Below are 15,684 nucleotides of genomic sequence, written 5' to 3' on the forward strand. Positions count from 1 at the left end.
ACGTTCGTTATTTTTTACCGCTGAAAGAACTCAATCCACTCACCGTCAGGGCCTTCGATATAGAAATAACGGTATCCGTTTGGAAGGGTTGTGATCTCCTCGTCAATAAATTTCGCGTTCATTCTTTCCGCTTTTGTATATTCAGCCGCGATGTCATCCGTCAGCAGGGCAATGTGGTGCACTTTTCCTTCGGAGGGAAGCTCACTGCTGTAGCCTTGAATCAGTTCGATTTCTGTTTCCGGGCCGTCTTCAAAGCCGAGAAAAGCAAGCTCGATTACACCGTTCGTGTGTGTGATGCGATCCTTCAATTTCATGCCGAGTACCTCTTCATAAAATGTGATGGACGCGTTAATATCTCTTACCATGATGCCTGTATGGTCAATTCGTTTTGGCATGCTGCTCCTCCTCGAAACTCTTTTTGTCTATCGTAGAAAAACCTTTCCTTTCTGTCAATGCAGACATCTTGGCGTTTTGTGGTACGATAAGAGAAAGCAAACAGAAAGAGGACGACATATATGAAGCTACTCACCCTAAAGAAAGCACACGCTGCCAAAATCAAAAAAGGCTATCCCCTTATCGAAAAAGAAGCTCTCGCAGGGAGTGCGGGGCACATGAAAGAAGGAGACCTCGTTGATATCGTGTCTGAGAGCGGCGAGTTTCTCGCGCGGGGCTATTATGGCCTGCAAAACAAAGGGGTCGGCTGGACGCTTACCCGCAATAAACATGAACAGATTGACCAAGCCTTTTTTCTCACCAAATTAACAAAAGCGGCCCAAGCGCGCGCCACATTATTCGAGACTCAAGATACAACGGCCTTCCGCCTGTTCAATGGTGAGGGCGACGGTGTCGGGGGCGTCACCATAGACTATTATGACGGCTATCTGCTGGTACAATGGTACAGCAAGGGCATTTACACCTTTAAAGACATGCTGATTTCCGCTTTGGATGAAATGAATCTTGATTATAAAGCGATTTACGAGAAAAAACGATTCGACACGGCCGGACAATACGTTGAAGACGATGACTTCGTGAAAGGGAAAAGAGGCGAGTTCCCGATCATCATCCAGGAGAATGGCATTCAATACGCGGTGGATCTGAATGAGGGCGCCATGACGGGCATCTTTTTGGATCAAAGACATGTGCGCAAGGCAATCAGAGACCGCTATGCAAAAGGGAAAACAGTTTTAAATACGTTTTCTTATACGGGTGCATTCTCCGTGGCAGCGGCGCTTGGCGGAGCGGAGAAAACAACAAGCGTGGACGTGGCAAATCGAAGCCTGGCCAAAACGATCGAGCAATTCAGCGTGAACAAGCTGGATTACGAAGCGCACGACATTAAAGTGATGGACGTGTTTAACTATTTTTCATATGCTGCAAAAAAGGATTTGCGCTTTGATCTCATTATTCTCGACCCGCCTTCCTTTGCGCGTACAAAAAAACGCACCTTCAGCGCGGCCAAGGATTATAAAAACCTGCTGAAGGAAACGATCGCCATCACAGCTGACAAGGGTGTCATTGTTGCCTCTACAAACAGCAGCGCCTTTGGCATGAAAAAGTTCAAATGCTTTATCGATGCCGCCTTTAAAGAAACAAATGAACGCTACACGATTATTGAGGAATTTACACTGCCGGAGGATTTCAAAACGATTTCGGCATTTCCGGAAGGCAACTATCTGAAAGTGGTCTTTCTGCAGAAAAAATAACGAAAAAGCTGCCCTGTTCGGGGGCAGCTTTTTTATGTAGAAATGATCTGCTGGACGCGGCCGATACGGCCATCTTCAAGCCGGACTTTAATGCCGTGCGGATGAAAGCTTGATTTCGTCAAAATATCCTTCACTGTCCCTCGCGTCAGTTTTCCTGTTTTTTGATCCGCTTTCAATACAATATCAACCTGCAACCCTTTCGAAATGCTGTTTCGCTCTTGCCCGTTCATAACGCTCATCCTTTCTTTTATTCATTATAGTCATTATGGTTTAAAAGTAACAGCCGGCTGATGAAGTGTATTTTTGTTTTTTTCAGCCTTCATTAAATATAATGTCAAGCCAAAGCCTGCTATGCTCAGAATGCCAAAAAGCAAGTAGACTGCGAAGATCGATACGTAGTCAAAAATATACCCGCCCGCAAATGTGCAGAACCAGTTGCCGAACCCGTTGCCGATGGCGGCGTACATGGTCAGCGCCGTCGCTTCAACGTGTCTTGGAGTAATCTTTTTCACATATTGAAGTGCTGCCGGGATAAATAAACCGATGGCCACTCCTTGAAGAAAGACCGTCGCATAAATGATCCATAGTGAAGGCGCCGTGAAATAGAGCGCCCACCTGAATAATGAAACCCCGCCTGACAGCATAATGACGTTGAGCAGCCCCATTTTATCTATAAATGTTTGGGCAAATCGCATAAACGGTATTTCTGAAATCACGCCGATGAAAAATAAAATGCCGATAGCGGAAAGTGACGCGCCGCTTTTGTCCAGAAAAAGACTGAAATACGTATTGTTTGCTAAGTTTGGAGCAAATGTCGTAAAAGTGATGATCATAAAGATGAGGAAGGTTTTGTTGCTGATAAGCTCCCGGAATCCTTTGCGGATATTGACCTTTGTTTTCGTTTTCTGCTGGCCCGGCATTTGAGAAGCCAATATGGCGGCAATGCATAGAAAGGCACAACCAAAGATAAAGATCACATGAATGGGATACAGCTGATTCGTCACCTGTCCCATCACAAACACCGCGACGCCGAAGCCGAGAGAACCAAACAGGCGGATTCCGCCATAATTGCCGTTTGTTTCTTGTGTGTACCTTAGTGAAATGCTGTCCGAAAGTGGAATAATCGTGCTTTGAAAGGCTGCAAAACAGGCCGCAATCAAAATAAACAGAGGAAAGCTGTCAAATGCAATATAGCCTAGTCCAATGATGCCTGTGATTGATGTGCAAACCGCCAGCAGGCTTTTCGTTTTTTGTGTATAGTCGCTCAGCATGCCCCAAAATGGCTGAAAGAAAATCATCACAATCGGGCCCAGTGACATGATCAAGCCGACCTGTGATCCGCTTAAATGCTGTTCCTTCGTTAAATACATACTGAGTAGGGGAATCATGCTGCCCGTACCGAGAAAAGCAAACAAATAAAATCCTTTTAACGCGGCATAATGCCGTCTCACCTGCAAGTTGTGCATCAGGGTGCCTCCTTTGGGTATCCACAAATACATTATATTGGAATTCGCCAGCTTTTCAATAAGTGGAAGCACATAAAAAAACTGCCCGTGAAAGGACAGTTTTACATAAATGAAAGCAAAAACGGCGCCGCGCAAAGCGTCATAATCGCAGCTAGGATCATCGACACGCTTGAAATCGTGCCGGACACAGAGCTGAGCTCAAATGCTTTTGACGTTCCCGCTCCGTGCGCGCTTGTGCCGAGCAGCACGCCCCGGGCGATTTCGTTATCAATGCGGAAATAGCGGATGACCATCGGGCCGATCACCGTGCCGAACAAAGCGGTTAAAATCACAAACACGGCAGTGACGGCAGGCATTCCGCCGATCATTTCAGATACGTTCATCGCGATCGGCGTTGTCACTGATCTCGGGACGAGGCTGTCAATTAAGCCGGTGCCGAGGTGAAGCCATTTCGCAATAAGAGCGGTAGAAATAATCGCGATGCATGAACCGACAGCCACATTCAAAATAATTTCCACTGCGTATTTCTTTAAAACAGGGAAATATTTATATAGCGGGATCGCGAATGCCACGGTGGCCGGCTGAAGCATATCGGTCAGCAAACCGCCGCCGAGATTATAGGACTCGTACGGAACATTCACCAGCAGCAGCAGACCGACTAACACAGCGGGCGTCAGCAATAGCGGCGACGTATAAACACGCGGAAAGCGTTGATAGACCTTTTTTGCTCCTAAATACACCAAAACCGTTAAAAACAAACTTACAATTCCGATGAACACGTATGCTTTTTCTCCTTTCTTTTTGCAATAAGTTGTGTAAGCGTTCCTGTAGACACCATCACGACAAACGTGCTGATGATGACAACAAGCAGAATGCTGACACCAAATTTCGACATAATGTCTCCGTATTCAATCACTCCGACGGCAGACGGGATAAAAAATAAAAGCAGCTCCCCGAGAAGCCACGCTGCACCAAGCTCTATCCATTCCAGCTTGATGATGTTAAAGTGCAATAATGTGAAAAGAATCACAATCCCTATTATACTGCCGGGAATATTTATATGAAGAAGGGCTGTCACCCAATTAATCAGCCGAGCAAATATAAATAACAGAGCGATTTGAATAACGGTTAGCAACAGTTTTTTCATATTGATGCCTCCCTTATATTCATATTGTACATGAGGTCTCACTATAGGTAAAATATATATTAAGAATAAGAAGTATTCCTTTTGTCTATAGAAAGGGTGAAGCACATGGATATCCGCCATTTAACATATTTCTTGGAAGTCGCCCGTTTAAAAAGTTTTACGAAGGCTTCCCAATCCCTTTATGTTTCTCAGCCGACGATATCAAAAATGATCAAAAATTTAGAAGAAGAGCTCGGGATTGAACTGTTTTACCGAAACGGCAGGCAGGTGGAACTGACAGACGCCGGCCATAGCATGTATGTGCAGGCGCAGGAAATTATTAAATCATTTCAAAACCTGACGTCAGAATTAAATGATATTATGGAAGTCAAGAAAGGGCACGTACGGATTGGACTGCCGCCGATGATTGGCTCGGGGTTTTTCCCGAGAGTGCTCGGCGATTTCCGTGAAAACTATCCGAATATCACCTTTCAGCTAGTCGAAGACGGTTCTATAAAAGTCCAAGAAGGTGTCGGAGACGGCTCTCTTGATATCGGCGTTGTAGTTCTTCCCGCAAACGAAGACATCTTTCATTCGTTTACAATCGTAAAAGAAACCTTAATGCTTGTCGTTCACCCTTCCCACCGGCTGGCTGATGAGAAAGAATGTCAGCTGCGTGAGTTGAAGGACGAGCCTTTTATTTTCTTCAGGGAGGATTTTGTCCTGCACAACCGAATTATGACGGAATGTATCAAGGCTGGATTCCGGCCCCATATCATTTATGAAACCTCGCAATGGGATTTTATTAGTGAGATGGTATCAGCCAACCTTGGAATTGGGCTTTTGCCTGAACGGATTTGCCGCGGACTTGACCCGGAAAAAGTGAAAGTCATTCCGCTTATCGATCCGGTCATCCCTTGGCATCTCGCCATTATTTGGAGAAAGGACCGCTACTTGCCGTTTGCCGCCAGAGCTTGGCTCGAACATACGAAATCGTATTTATGGGACCCGAAAAAAGATAGTAAAGGATGATGCAAACATGGATGCACAATCAGCAGCAAAATGCCTGACTGCTGTCCGCCAGCATAGCCCTCTGGTGCACAGCATAACCAACAATGTTGTAACGAATTTCACAGCAAACGGCCTGCTCGCGCTCGGCGCATCGCCCGTTATGGCGTACGCGAAAGAAGAGGTTGCCGATATGGCGAAGATTGCGGGTGCACTCGTTTTGAATATCGGAACGCTGAGCAAGGAGTCAGTCGAAGCGATGATCATCGCGGGAAAATCAGCCAATGAACATGGCGTCCCCGTCATTCTTGATCCTGTCGGTGCCGGAGCAACACCGTTCCGAACTGAATCGGCACGTGACATCATTCGTAAGGTGCGCCTTGCTGCAATCAGAGGAAATGCGGCGGAAATTGCCCATACCGTCGGTGTGACGGATTGGCTGATCAAAGGTGTTGATGCGGGTGAAGGCGGAGGCGACATCATCCGGCTGGCTCAGCAAGCGGCACAAAAGCTAAACACGGTCATTGCGATTACTGGTGAAGTCGATGTCATTGCCGACACATCAAACGTATATACCCTTCATAATGGCCACAAGCTGCTGACAAAAGTAACAGGCGCCGGCTGCCTGTTGACTTCCGTCGTCGGTGCGTTTTGCGCTGTGGAAGAAAATCCATTGTTTGCTGCTATCGCTGCTATTTCCTCGTATGGAGTCGCAGCTCAGCTTGCCGCACAGCAAACAGCTGACAAAGGTCCGGGAAGCTTTCAGATTGAATTGCTGAACAAGCTTTCGTCTGTTACTGAACAAGACGTCCAAGAATGGACGACAATTGAAAGGGTGACTGTCTCATGACTCGTATTTCTCGGGAAATGATGAAAGAGTTATTATCTGTTTACTTCATTATGGGGTCAAACAATACGAAAGCTGATCCTGTCACAGTTGTACAAAAAGCGTTAAAAGGCGGTGCCACCCTGTACCAATTCCGTGAAAAGGGCGGGGATGCACTGACTGGAGAGGCTCGGGCTGAATTTGCTGAAAAAGTGCAGGCAGCCTGCCGCGAAGCTGGTGTTCCGTTCATTGTCAATGATGATGTGGAATTGGCTCTGAAGCTGAAAGCTGACGGTATCCACATCGGCCAGGAAGACGCAAACGCGAAAGAGGTAAGAGCTGCTATAGGTGATATGATTCTCGGCGTTTCCGCCCATACGATGTCTGAGGTGAAGCAAGCCGAAGAAGACGGAGCAGATTATGTCGGACTCGGGCCGATCTATCCGACTGAAACGAAAAAGGATACGAGAGCGGTACAAGGGGTATCTCTTATCGAAGCAGTCCGCCGCCAAGGCATCAGCATTCCAATTGTCGGCATCGGCGGCATCACAATAGATAATGCCTCACCTGTTATCCAAGCGGGGGCCGATGGTGTCAGTATGATCAGCGCCATCAGTCAGGCGGAGGATCCTGAGAGTGCTGCACGCAAGTTTCGTGAGGAAATTCAAACATATAAAACAGGAAGATAACGTTCATCTTTCTTCAAAAGGCTGTTCTGTAAAAGGACAGCTTTTTTGCTTTCCATCAAGGTTTTTAGACCTTCAAATTTTAATTGACAAAGGACAGGAACTGGCTATGATTATGTTATACAATGATAATCATTTTCAGTTATAGGAGGAACATGATGGCTCGGGGGCTGGCACTTATTTTATTCAGCTTGTTGATGGTTTTCGGTTCTGCGGCACACGCGGAAGATGATCCGATCGCTGCATTACTTCAATTAAACAAGCAAATGATCAAATCCGTACAAGACGGAGATATAGACTCGGCACAACAAACGTTTGAAACCTTCAAGGCGAAGTGGAAAAAAGAAGAACCTTCTATTAAGAAGGAAAACCTTTCTTCTCACAGCGAAATGGACGCGAATATCGCAATGATTTCTCTTTCTTTTATCAATCAAGATGCAGACAAGCTCAAAACACAGCTTGAAGAGCTTTCGTCTCATTTAGAAACCTATCAGCAGGCTGTCGTGTTGAAAAAGACATCCTCAGGTCAATCAAGGGCATCCTTAACAGCCTATATACACAGCTTGAAAGACACGAAGCAGTTAATAGAAAAAAAACAATTGGATGAAGCATCATCCGCAATCGACAATTTAGTTACATCCTGGCTCGCCGTAGAGGGAGACGTCGTTTCCCAATCGAAAGAAGCCTATACGACATCAGAGGAAAATCTGGCGCTGATGAAAGCTGAGATCGGCAGCCATCCCGAAAAGGTATCAAAGCAAATTGACGAAATGATTCAATTGCTCGAGCCGATCGCTTCAAGCAGCTACAGCTGGTGGGACGCGGCGCTGATCCCGATTCGTGAAGGAATGGAGGCCCTCCTTGTCATCGGAGCGCTGCTAACCATGACAAAAAAAGCGCGGGTCACGCGCTCCTCGGCATGGATCTGGGGCGGGGCGTCCGCCGGCATGGCTGTTTCCTTAGCAGCCGGCATCGGTGTCACGGTTCTGTTCTCCTCCAGTGTATTCGGAGAAAATAATTTCTTGCTTGGCGGTGTTACCGGCGTATTGTCCGCTGTCATGCTTTTGTATGTCGGGGTGTGGCTGCACAGAAACGCCTCAATGGATAAATGGAGAGAAAAAGTCAATATCCAGAAGTCCCAGGCACTGAAAAAACGAAGCCTGCTTTCCTTTGCGCTCATTGCATTTCTGGCCGTTGTAAGAGAAGGTCTCGAAACGGTCATCTTTTTCATCGGGCTTGTCGGGAAGCTCCCGCTCACTGAACTGATCGGCGGAACTGCAGCAGGGCTTATCGTTCTCGTTATCGTCGGTGTTCTGATGATCAAGCTCGGAATGCGCATTCCATTAAAGCCGTTCTTTCTTCTATCAATGGCGGTTGTCCTGTATATGTGCGTGAAATTTCTCGGAACCGGCGTTCACAGCCTTCAGCTGGCGGGCATTCTTCCGTCTGATGCAGAAAGCTGGCTGCCGTCTGTATCGGTGTTAGGAATTTATCCGTCCGTGTACAGCACGATTCCGCAATTGCTGATTTTACTCTTTTTATTGATTGCGCTTGTTTCAGAAGCGGCAAAACATTTTACAAACGGAAAGGAACTGACAAAATGAATTTCACAAAAATCGCTGTATCAGCCGGATGCATCCTTGCGCTGTGCGCGGGCTGCGGAGCCAACGACACATCTTCAACTAAAGAAAAAGCTTCATCTGAGAAAAGCGGGGTCACGAAAGAAATCTCCGCATCGGTAAATAAAATGGAAACCATCATTTCCAAGCTGAATGACTCAGCGGAAAAAGGAGACCAAAAAGAGATTGAAAAGAAGGGGAAAGAGTTAAACAGCTACTGGCTTTCCTTTGAAAACGATATTCGCAGCGACTATCCATTCGAATATACAGAAATCGAAAAGCATCTTCAGCCAATCTACACAGAAGCGCAAAAAGACAAACCGGATACAGCAAAAATCAAGACAGAATCCGAGTCACTGAAAGCGTCCTTAGAAGACCTGACAGAAGCGAAGAAGAGCGGCAAAAAGGCTAGCGATCAACTGGCAAAAGCAGCGGATGAATATAAAGGTTATGTTAAAGAGCAGAGTGACCAGCTTGTCAAAGCGACTGAAGCATTTACAAGCGCTGTGAAATCCGGCGATGTCGAAAAGTCTAAAACGTTATATGCGAAAGCGCGTGTTTATTACGAGCGAATCGAGCCGATCGCTGAAAGTCTTGGAGATCTTGACCCGAAAATTGATGCACGCGAAAACGATGTTGAAGAAGGAGACAAATGGACAGGCTTCCATAAGCTTGAGAAGGCCATTTGGAAGGATCAAGATATTTCCGGGGAAAAGGCAACAGCTGACCAGCTTCTCAAAGATGTAAAAGAGCTTGACGGTTCAATTCAATCACTGAAATTAACACCTGAACAAATTGTAGCAGGCGCAATGGAGCTTCTGAACGAAGCCGGGATTTCGAAAATCACGGGAGAAGAAGAGCGCTACTCACGAATCGACTTAGTCGACCTTATGGCAAATGTGGAAGGCTCCGAAGCCGTTTATCAAACAGTGAAAAGCGCGCTTGTAAAAGATCACTCCGACTTGACGGAAAAACTGGATACGGAATTCAGCGAATTTGAAGTTTTAATGGCAAAATACAAAACAAATGATCAGTCCTATACGTCTTATGATAAATTAAGTGAAAAGCAAATCAGAGAGCTGAGCACTAAGCTGACGACTCTTTCTGAAACCATGTCGAAGATTGCGAATGTGCTATAAAAGGAGTTTTGCAACATCATGAGCGATGAACAAAAAAAGCCAGAACAAATTCACAGACGGGACATTTTAAAATGGGGGGCAATGGCGGGGGCAGCCGTTGCGATCGGTGCCAGCGGACTCGGCGGACTTGCTCCGCTTGTGCAGACCGCGGCTAAGCCATCGAAAAAGGATGAAAAAGAAGATGATCAGGTCGTTCCGTTTTACGGAAAGCATCAGGCCGGAATCACGACTGCCCATCAAACGTATGTCTATTTTGCTGCGCTGGATGTGACAGCAAAAGAGAAAAGCGACATCATTACGTTATTTAGAAACTGGACAAGTCTCACACAGATGCTGACGTCTGGCAAGAAAATGTCGGCTGAGCAGAAAAATCAATATCTGCCGCCGCAGGATACAGGTGAGTCTGTTGATTTACCCCCTTCCAACTTAACGGTCACATTCGGATTCGGGCCTGGCTTTTTTGAAAAAGACGGAAAGGACCGCTTCGGGCTGAAAAGCAAAAAACCGAAGCACTTGGCCGCTCTTCCAGCGATGCCGAATGACAATCTGGATGAAAAGCAGGGAGGCGGAGACATCTGTATTCAAGTGTGTGCAGACGATGAGCAAGTGGCGTTTCACGCGCTGCGCAACCTGTTAAATCAAGCGGTAGGCACTTGTGAGGTCCGCTTTGTGAACAAAGGCTTTTTAAGCGGAGGAAAAAATGGTGAAACACCGCGCAACCTCTTCGGGTTCAAAGATGGAACAGGCAACCAGAGCACGGAGGATGACAGTTTGATGAACTCAATCGTGTGGATTGAGTCCGGTGAGCCTGACTGGATGACGGGCGGCACCTATATGGCTTTTCGGAAAATCAAAATGTTCCTTGAGATATGGGACCGCTCTTCCCTCAAGGACCAAGAGGATACCTTCGGCCGCAGAAAAAGCTCAGGGGCGCCTTTCGGACAGAAAAAGGAAACAGATCCCGTGAAGCTGAATCAAATTCCGTCTAATTCGCACGTCAGTCTAGCGAAATCTACTGGCAAGCAAATTTTGCGAAGAGCTTTCTCTTACACAGAAGGACTTGATCCGAAAACCGGCTATATGGATGCAGGTCTCCTGTTTATCAGTTTTCAAAAAAATCCCGACAATCAGTTTATCCCGATGCTGAAGGCCCTTTCGGCAAAGGATGCGTTAAATGAATATACACAAACAATCGGTTCTGCTTTATACGCATGCCCAGGCGGCTGCAAAAAAGGAGAATATATTGCCCAGCGCTTGCTGGAATCATAAAAGAAGCCTTTACAGGCTTCTTTCAGCGTGTCGACAAACCCCCGCATTCGTTGTCAAGCCTGTGCGTTGGTGCTCACGAATTAGAGCATTCGCTCCGCTCCAATGCTCGGCTTTCCTAGACTTCAAGGGTTTTCAATCACGCTGAAAGGATGACAAAATCCTAAAATTTTTTAGGATTTTGTCAACAATCTGAAAGAAGCCTTATCGGCTTCTTTTTAAAAAAACAGTTGTAACTTTAATTGTTACAGTTTAAAATCAATTTATACGAAAGGAGAATTATCATGACAGTACACATCAAAGTTTATTCAGATTACGTCTGCCCATTTTGTTTCGTTGGAAAAGCCGCTTTTGAAGAAGCGATAAAAGGAAAGGATGTTGAAGTCGAGTGGATGCCGTTTGAACTGCGCCCAAGCCCATCCCCTCAGCTTGATCCGGTCAATGATCCGTCCAAACAATACATGTGGCAGACTTCCATTCAGCCAATGGCGGAGAAATTAGGAGTCGAGATCAATTTTCCAAACGTCTCGCCCCATCCGTATACAGATCTCGCGTTTGAAGGCTTCCATTTTGCGAAGGAATTCAATAAAGGACATGAATACAACACCCGTGTCTTTCAGGCATTTTTTCAAGAGGGCCAAAATATCGGCGACATTGACATCTTGACGAAGCTCGCCGAGGAAGTGGGATTAGACGGAGCATCATTTCAATCAGCACTGGAAGCAAGAACATATCAGGACGTGCAGCGCCAAGCCTTGAAGCACGCCTATGAAGAGGCTGACATCACAGCCGTTCCAACCTTTATTATTGGCGACACTGTCATTCCGGGTGCGGCTGGCAAGGATGTATTTGAAAAAGCGATTTCTGACGAGCAGAATAAAAAGTAAGGGGAAAAGCTCTCGATAAAGAGAGCTTTTTTACTCCTGTTCCATATGAATGCCAGTATGCGCCTTCACCTGTATTTCTGCAAAGGTATCTTCATCAATTGTTTTATCAGACGACAGCACCGTTCCGAGCCACGCGCCGAGGAAGCCAAGCGGGATGGAAATAATCCCTGGATTAGACAGCGGGATGAGCGGATCGCCTGTGAAAATAGCACCTCCGGCCGGATCCCATACACTCGGACTCATCGACACAAGCACAAGCGCGCTGATCAGGCCTGTCAGACTTCCCCATAAAGCGCCCGAAGCATTGAATCGTTTCCAAAAGACAGTAAACACAATCAGCGGGAGATTTGCGCTGGCGGCTACCGCAAACGCAAGGGCAACAAGGAACGCCACATTTAAGGACTGTGCAAAAATCGCTAGGAGAATCGAGAGCACTGAGACGGCGACAGAAGCCCATCTGGCCGCTTTCATCTGTTCTTTTTCAGTTGCCTCTCCTTTTCTGATGATCTGGCTGTAAATATCATGGGCAAATGCTGAGGCGGCAGACAGCACTAATCCTGTCACGACAGCCAAAATGGTAGCAAAGGCAATGGCTGATACAAACGCGAATAGGAAGTCTCCCCCCAGCGCTTTTGCTAAAAGCGGAGCCGCCATATTTCCTGCTTGGTCAGCTGCCGTAATTGCGTCAAAACCGACAAATGCAGCAGCGCCAAAGCCGAGAAACACCGTCATAATGTAAAACACACCGATAATCCATGTCGCTGACACCACAGAAGTACGGGCTGTTTTGGCATCCTTAACGGTATAAAACCGGATCAAAATATGCGGAAGCCCGGCGGTTCCCAGCACGAGTGCCAAGTTTAACGATAAGGTTTCAAGCGGCACCTTGTATTTATTCCCGGGATTCAAGAAATCAGCGCCAAGCGGAGTAGCCGTTTTCATCTGTTCAAACATGGTATTAAGGCTAAAGCCGAATTTTGAAAACACGATGATCGAAATCACGAGTGTGCCGGCCATCAGCAAAACGGCTTTAATAATTTGAACCCAGCTTGTCGCGATCATGCCCCCAAACACGACATAAATGGTCATCAGCACTCCGACGATGAGAACCGCCGCGGTGTAATCCAGCCCAAGAAGCAGTTTGATCAGCGCGCCCGCCCCCACGAGCTGGGCAATCATATAAAAAGTAGAGATGGCAATGGTATTGAGCGCCGCAACTCCGCGGATTTTCTTTTCTTTAAATCGAGCGGCTATCATATCTGCCATTGTATACTTTCCAAGATTCCGAAGCGGTTCCGCCACGATATACAAGACAACGAGATAAGCCACAAGAAAACCGATGCTGTAAAAGAAACCATCAAATCCATATAACGCAATCATTCCGGCAATCCCAAGAAACGAGGCGGCAGACATGTAGTCACCCGCAATTGCCAGTCCATTTTGAACACCGGTGAGCCCGCCGCCCGCCGTATAAAACTCACTTGTCGTTTTTGTCTTCTTCGCGGCAAAATACGTGATAATAAGCGTCAGGCCGACAATCGCCAAAAACAATAAAAAAGCGGTCATATTCATGTCTGTTCACCCTTTAGATCCCCTTTTAAAGCGCTTACATACCGATCGAAATGAGCTGCTCTTCGGGAATACACCGTACTCAGTATCCAGGTCATGGCGAATTGGGCGATGGCAAACAGCCAAGCCCATGAAACAGCTCCAATGGCCGGCGCATTCAAAAAGGTGAAATAAGAAGTCAAAACAGGAAGTGAAAAATAAAAGACAAAAAAGAAAATCGCAGAAGGAACAATAAAAGCACGTTTCTGCTTTAAAAAAGCTTGGAAAGACGGCGTTGCAGCAATCTGTTTGTAATCAGCTTTGTACATGGCTTTCCTCCTTTTATTCGCTATACGTAAGCAAAAAGGTACACCAATAGGTATGTACTGAAAGTCTGATTTATGCGTTGAACTATACCTGGAGGATGAAAAAAGAAGGAAGTCGTGAAGAGGTGAACACAGCGGTATAAAGACAGGCGAAGGTTTTCAAGCTCGGCCGTGTATAAACGAGTTTGCTTTCAAAACCTCACCGAATGCAGCTTCTTCTCAGCAAAGCTGCTGTTTATCAGAGCACGGTTATCATATTCGCATCACCTCTTTATGACAATGCATGTGCCAAGAGGTGATCGCATCACCGGCTGTCTGTCGTAGTTAGCTGACACACCGTTTGTCCTCAAGGTACTAAGCGCAGCAATGTGCTTTCGAAATAGAGGATATGGTGAAAACTCAGATCAGGTGATAGAAAAGCCAGAGGTAAATAGATCCGCCTGTTCGGATTAGTCTTGGCGGACGGTTTTTTTGTGGTTTTTCTTTCTCGATGCTGCTTCAGATTCTAAAAACTGCCTCACATCATGAATGCCTAATCCAATGGATCTAGCTTCTTGAATCAACATATGCCAACCTTTGTCCAAATCTTTTTTAACATGAGTTTTCATAGTAACCTCCAATTGTATAAAATGTTTTCCTGCAACATGCGGGCAATAAAAGACAAGCCGGCGCGATGATGAGGCGAGTACAACAAATTTCACACATAGTTGCTCGGTGTTCACAAACTGAAGGAAAAACCACCTACCTATTCCCTAAAAAAATGACTAATATAACCAATGGATCTTAATTATAATAATAAACAATTAAATACTGACTGGATAGTATGTAAATGAAAATAAATCAATTAGCCTATTAAAAATGACCCCTGGGAAACCGAATAGCATAACCGTTCAAAGAAATAAATACCGCTAAAGATTGATCCGGTGTAAGATAAGGGTAATCATTACCGCCAGGAGAAAAATATGAAAAAAAACAAATTTCAAATCAAAAGAGAAGCAACATTTGAAAGTTTTATAGAAGCTGGCGTGAATTTGTTGATTGATCGAGCGTATGATCCGGTTTCTGTAGAAGATATCAGCAGAGCCGCCGGATACAGCAAAGGAGCGTTTTATGTTCATTTTGTCAGCAAGGACGATTTTCTGCTGTATCTTCTTGAAAAACGCCAGATGAAAAAAAAGATCATTATAGGGTACCTTGATCAAATGGAGCGGGAATCAGTGAAATCGCTGACATTGGACGAGGCTGCAAAACACGCTGCAGAACTGCTTTATTCCTATTACATAAATAAACCGTCGTGGGACATTACCTCGTTTGCCATGAACATGCCGACATATAAAGTCTTACAGAAATGCAAGGCCTATGTCCGGCTGTACGAATTGTGGGTGGAAGAAAATGTGTTGTTTATTAATTGGCTGAAGGAGAGAAAGCTGATTGACGCCTGTATTGATTCGGAATATACGGCTAAAATAATATGTGCAGTCCTCGACGGAATCATCAAACAATCATATGTATTGGGCCAGCCCGCCACCTTCCGCAGCTTTTTAGACGCACTTTCGGCATTTTTCACCTTAGACAGAGAGCACGAGAGGCCAAGACTTTTGAAAAGTTTTTCAGAAAGCGAGGAACATCAGTGAAGTATAGAGAAATGATTATGTATGTCATTATGGGGGTTTTCACAACCATTGTGAATATCGCCAGCTTTTATATATTGGTAGAGATGATGAATATGGATTACAAAGCCGCCACTGTCGCTGCTTGGATTTTGTCCGTGCTGTTTGCTTACATAACAAATAAATTATATGTGTTTCAGCAAAAAACACATGATCTGCAGAGCCTGCTGAAAGAGATCACTGCTTTTTTCAGCGTTCGGGTCCTGTCTCTCGGCATAGATTTAGGCATGATGATCATTCTTGTCGGCCAGTTCAATACAAATGAAACCTTGGCCAAAATACTCGACAACGCAGTCATTGTTGTCGTCAACTATGTTGCGAGCAAATGGCTCGTCTTCAAAAAAACAAAAGAAGAAGGGGTATGACAGAGGACAGCAGCATATGATCTACCGTTTTCTCTGAAGAAATAAAGGG

18 protein-coding genes are annotated in these 15,684 nt (G+C 45.7%); 10 read left to right on the forward strand and 8 right to left on the reverse strand.

Annotated features, from left to right (window positions below; translation table 11 throughout):
• Positions 1–14: 14 nt before the first annotated feature.
• Positions 15–395: a glyoxalase GlxA gene (gene glxA / locus ACQXR1_RS00295; protein ID WP_014665869.1), complete on the reverse strand. Its 381-nt coding sequence runs from the start codon at positions 393–395 to the stop codon at positions 15–17.
• Between the two features lie 120 nt (positions 396–515).
• Between glxA and ACQXR1_RS00300 the strand changes: the two genes are divergently transcribed.
• Complete coding sequence (locus tag ACQXR1_RS00300) at positions 516–1,703, forward strand: class I SAM-dependent rRNA methyltransferase (protein WP_243571652.1); 1,188 nt, start codon at positions 516–518, stop codon at positions 1,701–1,703.
• A gap of 32 nt (positions 1,704–1,735) precedes the next feature.
• On the opposite strand, the gene ACQXR1_RS00305 is transcribed toward ACQXR1_RS00300, so the two are convergent.
• From ACQXR1_RS00305 to ACQXR1_RS00320, 4 genes are all read right to left on the reverse strand, one after another.
• Positions 1,736–1,933 (reverse strand): YwbE family protein, encoded by a 198-nt coding sequence (locus ACQXR1_RS00305; protein WP_015385004.1) that lies wholly within the window; start codon positions 1,931–1,933, stop codon positions 1,736–1,738.
• 33 nt (positions 1,934–1,966) lie between these two features.
• Entirely contained in the window at positions 1,967–3,169 is a 1,203-nt protein-coding gene (locus ACQXR1_RS00310) for an MFS transporter (protein ID WP_014665866.1), read from the reverse strand.
• A gap of 101 nt (positions 3,170–3,270) precedes the next feature.
• Entirely contained in the window at positions 3,271–3,948 is a 678-nt protein-coding gene (locus ACQXR1_RS00315) for a CidB/LrgB family autolysis modulator (RefSeq protein ID WP_014665858.1), read from the reverse strand.
• Complete coding sequence (locus tag ACQXR1_RS00320) at positions 3,930–4,316, reverse strand: CidA/LrgA family holin-like protein (RefSeq protein ID WP_003227375.1); 387 nt, start codon at positions 4,314–4,316, stop codon at positions 3,930–3,932. Before ACQXR1_RS00320 ends, ACQXR1_RS00315 begins: the two co-directional genes overlap by 19 nt.
• A 105-nt stretch (positions 4,317–4,421) precedes the next feature.
• Between ACQXR1_RS00320 and cidR the strand changes: the two genes are divergently transcribed.
• From cidR to ACQXR1_RS00355, 7 genes are all read left to right on the forward strand, one after another.
• Entirely contained in the window at positions 4,422–5,327 is a 906-nt protein-coding gene (gene cidR, locus ACQXR1_RS00325; protein WP_430771531.1) for a cidABC operon transcriptional activator CidR, read from the forward strand.
• 7 nt (positions 5,328–5,334) lie between these two features.
• Complete coding sequence (gene thiM, locus ACQXR1_RS00330) at positions 5,335–6,153, forward strand: hydroxyethylthiazole kinase (RefSeq protein WP_430771532.1); 819 nt, start codon at positions 5,335–5,337, stop codon at positions 6,151–6,153.
• Entirely contained in the window at positions 6,150–6,818 is a 669-nt protein-coding gene (gene thiE / locus ACQXR1_RS00335) for a thiamine phosphate synthase (protein ID WP_430771534.1), read from the forward strand. The genes thiM and thiE overlap by 4 nt, the downstream gene beginning before the upstream one ends.
• A gap of 155 nt (positions 6,819–6,973) precedes the next feature.
• Entirely contained in the window at positions 6,974–8,419 is a 1,446-nt protein-coding gene (efeU, locus tag ACQXR1_RS00340; protein WP_430771536.1) for a ferrous ion permease EfeU, read from the forward strand.
• A complete protein-coding gene (gene efeM / locus ACQXR1_RS00345; protein WP_430771537.1) occupies positions 8,416–9,573 on the forward strand; it encodes an iron uptake system lipoprotein EfeM in 1,158 nt (385 codons plus the stop codon). Before efeU ends, efeM begins: the two co-directional genes overlap by 4 nt.
• 18 nt (positions 9,574–9,591) lie before the next feature.
• A complete protein-coding gene (efeB, locus tag ACQXR1_RS00350) occupies positions 9,592–10,842 on the forward strand; it encodes an iron uptake transporter deferrochelatase/peroxidase subunit (protein ID WP_069838454.1) in 1,251 nt (416 codons plus the stop codon).
• Between the two features lie 281 nt (positions 10,843–11,123).
• A complete protein-coding gene (locus tag ACQXR1_RS00355; protein ID WP_430771539.1) occupies positions 11,124–11,726 on the forward strand; it encodes a DsbA family oxidoreductase in 603 nt (200 codons plus the stop codon).
• 30 nt (positions 11,727–11,756) lie between these two features.
• Here the strand turns inward: ACQXR1_RS00355 and ACQXR1_RS00360 are convergent, their stop codons facing one another.
• The 3 genes from ACQXR1_RS00360 to slrA all read right to left on the reverse strand — a co-directional run bounded on the left by ACQXR1_RS00360 (position 11,757) and on the right by slrA (position 14,208).
• The gene (locus tag ACQXR1_RS00360; RefSeq protein ID WP_095431107.1) at positions 11,757–13,298 is read right to left on the reverse strand and encodes a solute symporter family protein; all 1,542 of its coding nucleotides are present in this window, start codon (positions 13,296–13,298) and stop codon (positions 11,757–11,759) included.
• On the reverse strand, positions 13,295–13,603 hold the full coding sequence (locus ACQXR1_RS00365) for a DUF485 domain-containing protein (protein WP_069838457.1): 309 nt from the start codon (positions 13,601–13,603) through the stop codon (positions 13,295–13,297). The genes ACQXR1_RS00360 and ACQXR1_RS00365 overlap by 4 nt, the downstream gene beginning before the upstream one ends.
• 446 nt (positions 13,604–14,049) lie before the next feature.
• On the reverse strand, positions 14,050–14,208 hold the full coding sequence (gene slrA, locus ACQXR1_RS00370) for a transcriptional regulator SlrA (RefSeq protein ID WP_014665849.1): 159 nt from the start codon (positions 14,206–14,208) through the stop codon (positions 14,050–14,052).
• Between the two features lie 354 nt (positions 14,209–14,562).
• Here slrA and slrC point away from each other — a divergent pair, with 354 nt between their 5' ends.
• Positions 14,563–15,234: a transcriptional regulator SlrC gene (slrC, locus tag ACQXR1_RS00375; protein ID WP_430771540.1), complete on the forward strand. Its 672-nt coding sequence runs from the start codon at positions 14,563–14,565 to the stop codon at positions 15,232–15,234.
• A gap of 17 nt (positions 15,235–15,251) precedes the next feature.
• On the forward strand, positions 15,252–15,635 hold the full coding sequence (locus ACQXR1_RS00380; protein ID WP_014665847.1) for a GtrA family protein: 384 nt from the start codon (positions 15,252–15,254) through the stop codon (positions 15,633–15,635).
• The last annotated feature ends 49 nt before the right edge of the window (positions 15,636–15,684 follow it).

The sequence above is a fragment of the Bacillus sp. ATD genome, assembly GCF_050585765.1.
In the GTDB taxonomy this organism is placed as follows: domain Bacteria; phylum Bacillota; class Bacilli; order Bacillales; family Bacillaceae; genus Bacillus; species Bacillus stercoris.

Bases quoted from the DNA above. Each gene is read 5' to 3' on its own strand.
- glxA (WP_014665869.1), bottom strand. From the start codon at position 395: ATGCCAAAACGAATTGACCATACAGGCATCATGGTAAGAGATATTAAC.
- ACQXR1_RS00300 (WP_243571652.1), top strand. From the start codon at position 516: ATGAAGCTACTCACCCTAAAGAAAGCACACGCTGCCAAAATCAAAAAA.
- ACQXR1_RS00305 (WP_015385004.1), bottom strand. From the start codon at position 1,933: ATGAACGGGCAAGAGCGAAACAGCATTTCGAAAGGGTTGCAGGTTGAT.
- ACQXR1_RS00310 (WP_014665866.1), bottom strand. From the start codon at position 3,169: ATGCACAACTTGCAGGTGAGACGGCATTATGCCGCGTTAAAAGGATTT.
- ACQXR1_RS00320 (WP_003227375.1), bottom strand. From the start codon at position 4,316: ATGAAAAAACTGTTGCTAACCGTTATTCAAATCGCTCTGTTATTTATA.
- cidR (WP_430771531.1), top strand. From the start codon at position 4,422: ATGGATATCCGCCATTTAACATATTTCTTGGAAGTCGCCCGTTTAAAA.
- thiM (WP_430771532.1), top strand. From the start codon at position 5,335: ATGGATGCACAATCAGCAGCAAAATGCCTGACTGCTGTCCGCCAGCAT.
- thiE (WP_430771534.1), top strand. From the start codon at position 6,150: ATGACTCGTATTTCTCGGGAAATGATGAAAGAGTTATTATCTGTTTAC.
- efeU (WP_430771536.1), top strand. From the start codon at position 6,974: ATGGCTCGGGGGCTGGCACTTATTTTATTCAGCTTGTTGATGGTTTTC.
- efeM (WP_430771537.1), top strand. From the start codon at position 8,416: ATGAATTTCACAAAAATCGCTGTATCAGCCGGATGCATCCTTGCGCTG.
- efeB (WP_069838454.1), top strand. From the start codon at position 9,592: ATGAGCGATGAACAAAAAAAGCCAGAACAAATTCACAGACGGGACATT.
- ACQXR1_RS00355 (WP_430771539.1), top strand. From the start codon at position 11,124: ATGACAGTACACATCAAAGTTTATTCAGATTACGTCTGCCCATTTTGT.
- ACQXR1_RS00360 (WP_095431107.1), bottom strand. From the start codon at position 13,298: ATGAATATGACCGCTTTTTTATTGTTTTTGGCGATTGTCGGCCTGACG.
- ACQXR1_RS00365 (WP_069838457.1), bottom strand. From the start codon at position 13,603: ATGTACAAAGCTGATTACAAACAGATTGCTGCAACGCCGTCTTTCCAA.
- slrA (WP_014665849.1), bottom strand. From the start codon at position 14,208: ATGAAAACTCATGTTAAAAAAGATTTGGACAAAGGTTGGCATATGTTG.
- slrC (WP_430771540.1), top strand. From the start codon at position 14,563: ATGAAAAAAAACAAATTTCAAATCAAAAGAGAAGCAACATTTGAAAGT.
- ACQXR1_RS00380 (WP_014665847.1), top strand. From the start codon at position 15,252: ATGTATGTCATTATGGGGGTTTTCACAACCATTGTGAATATCGCCAGC.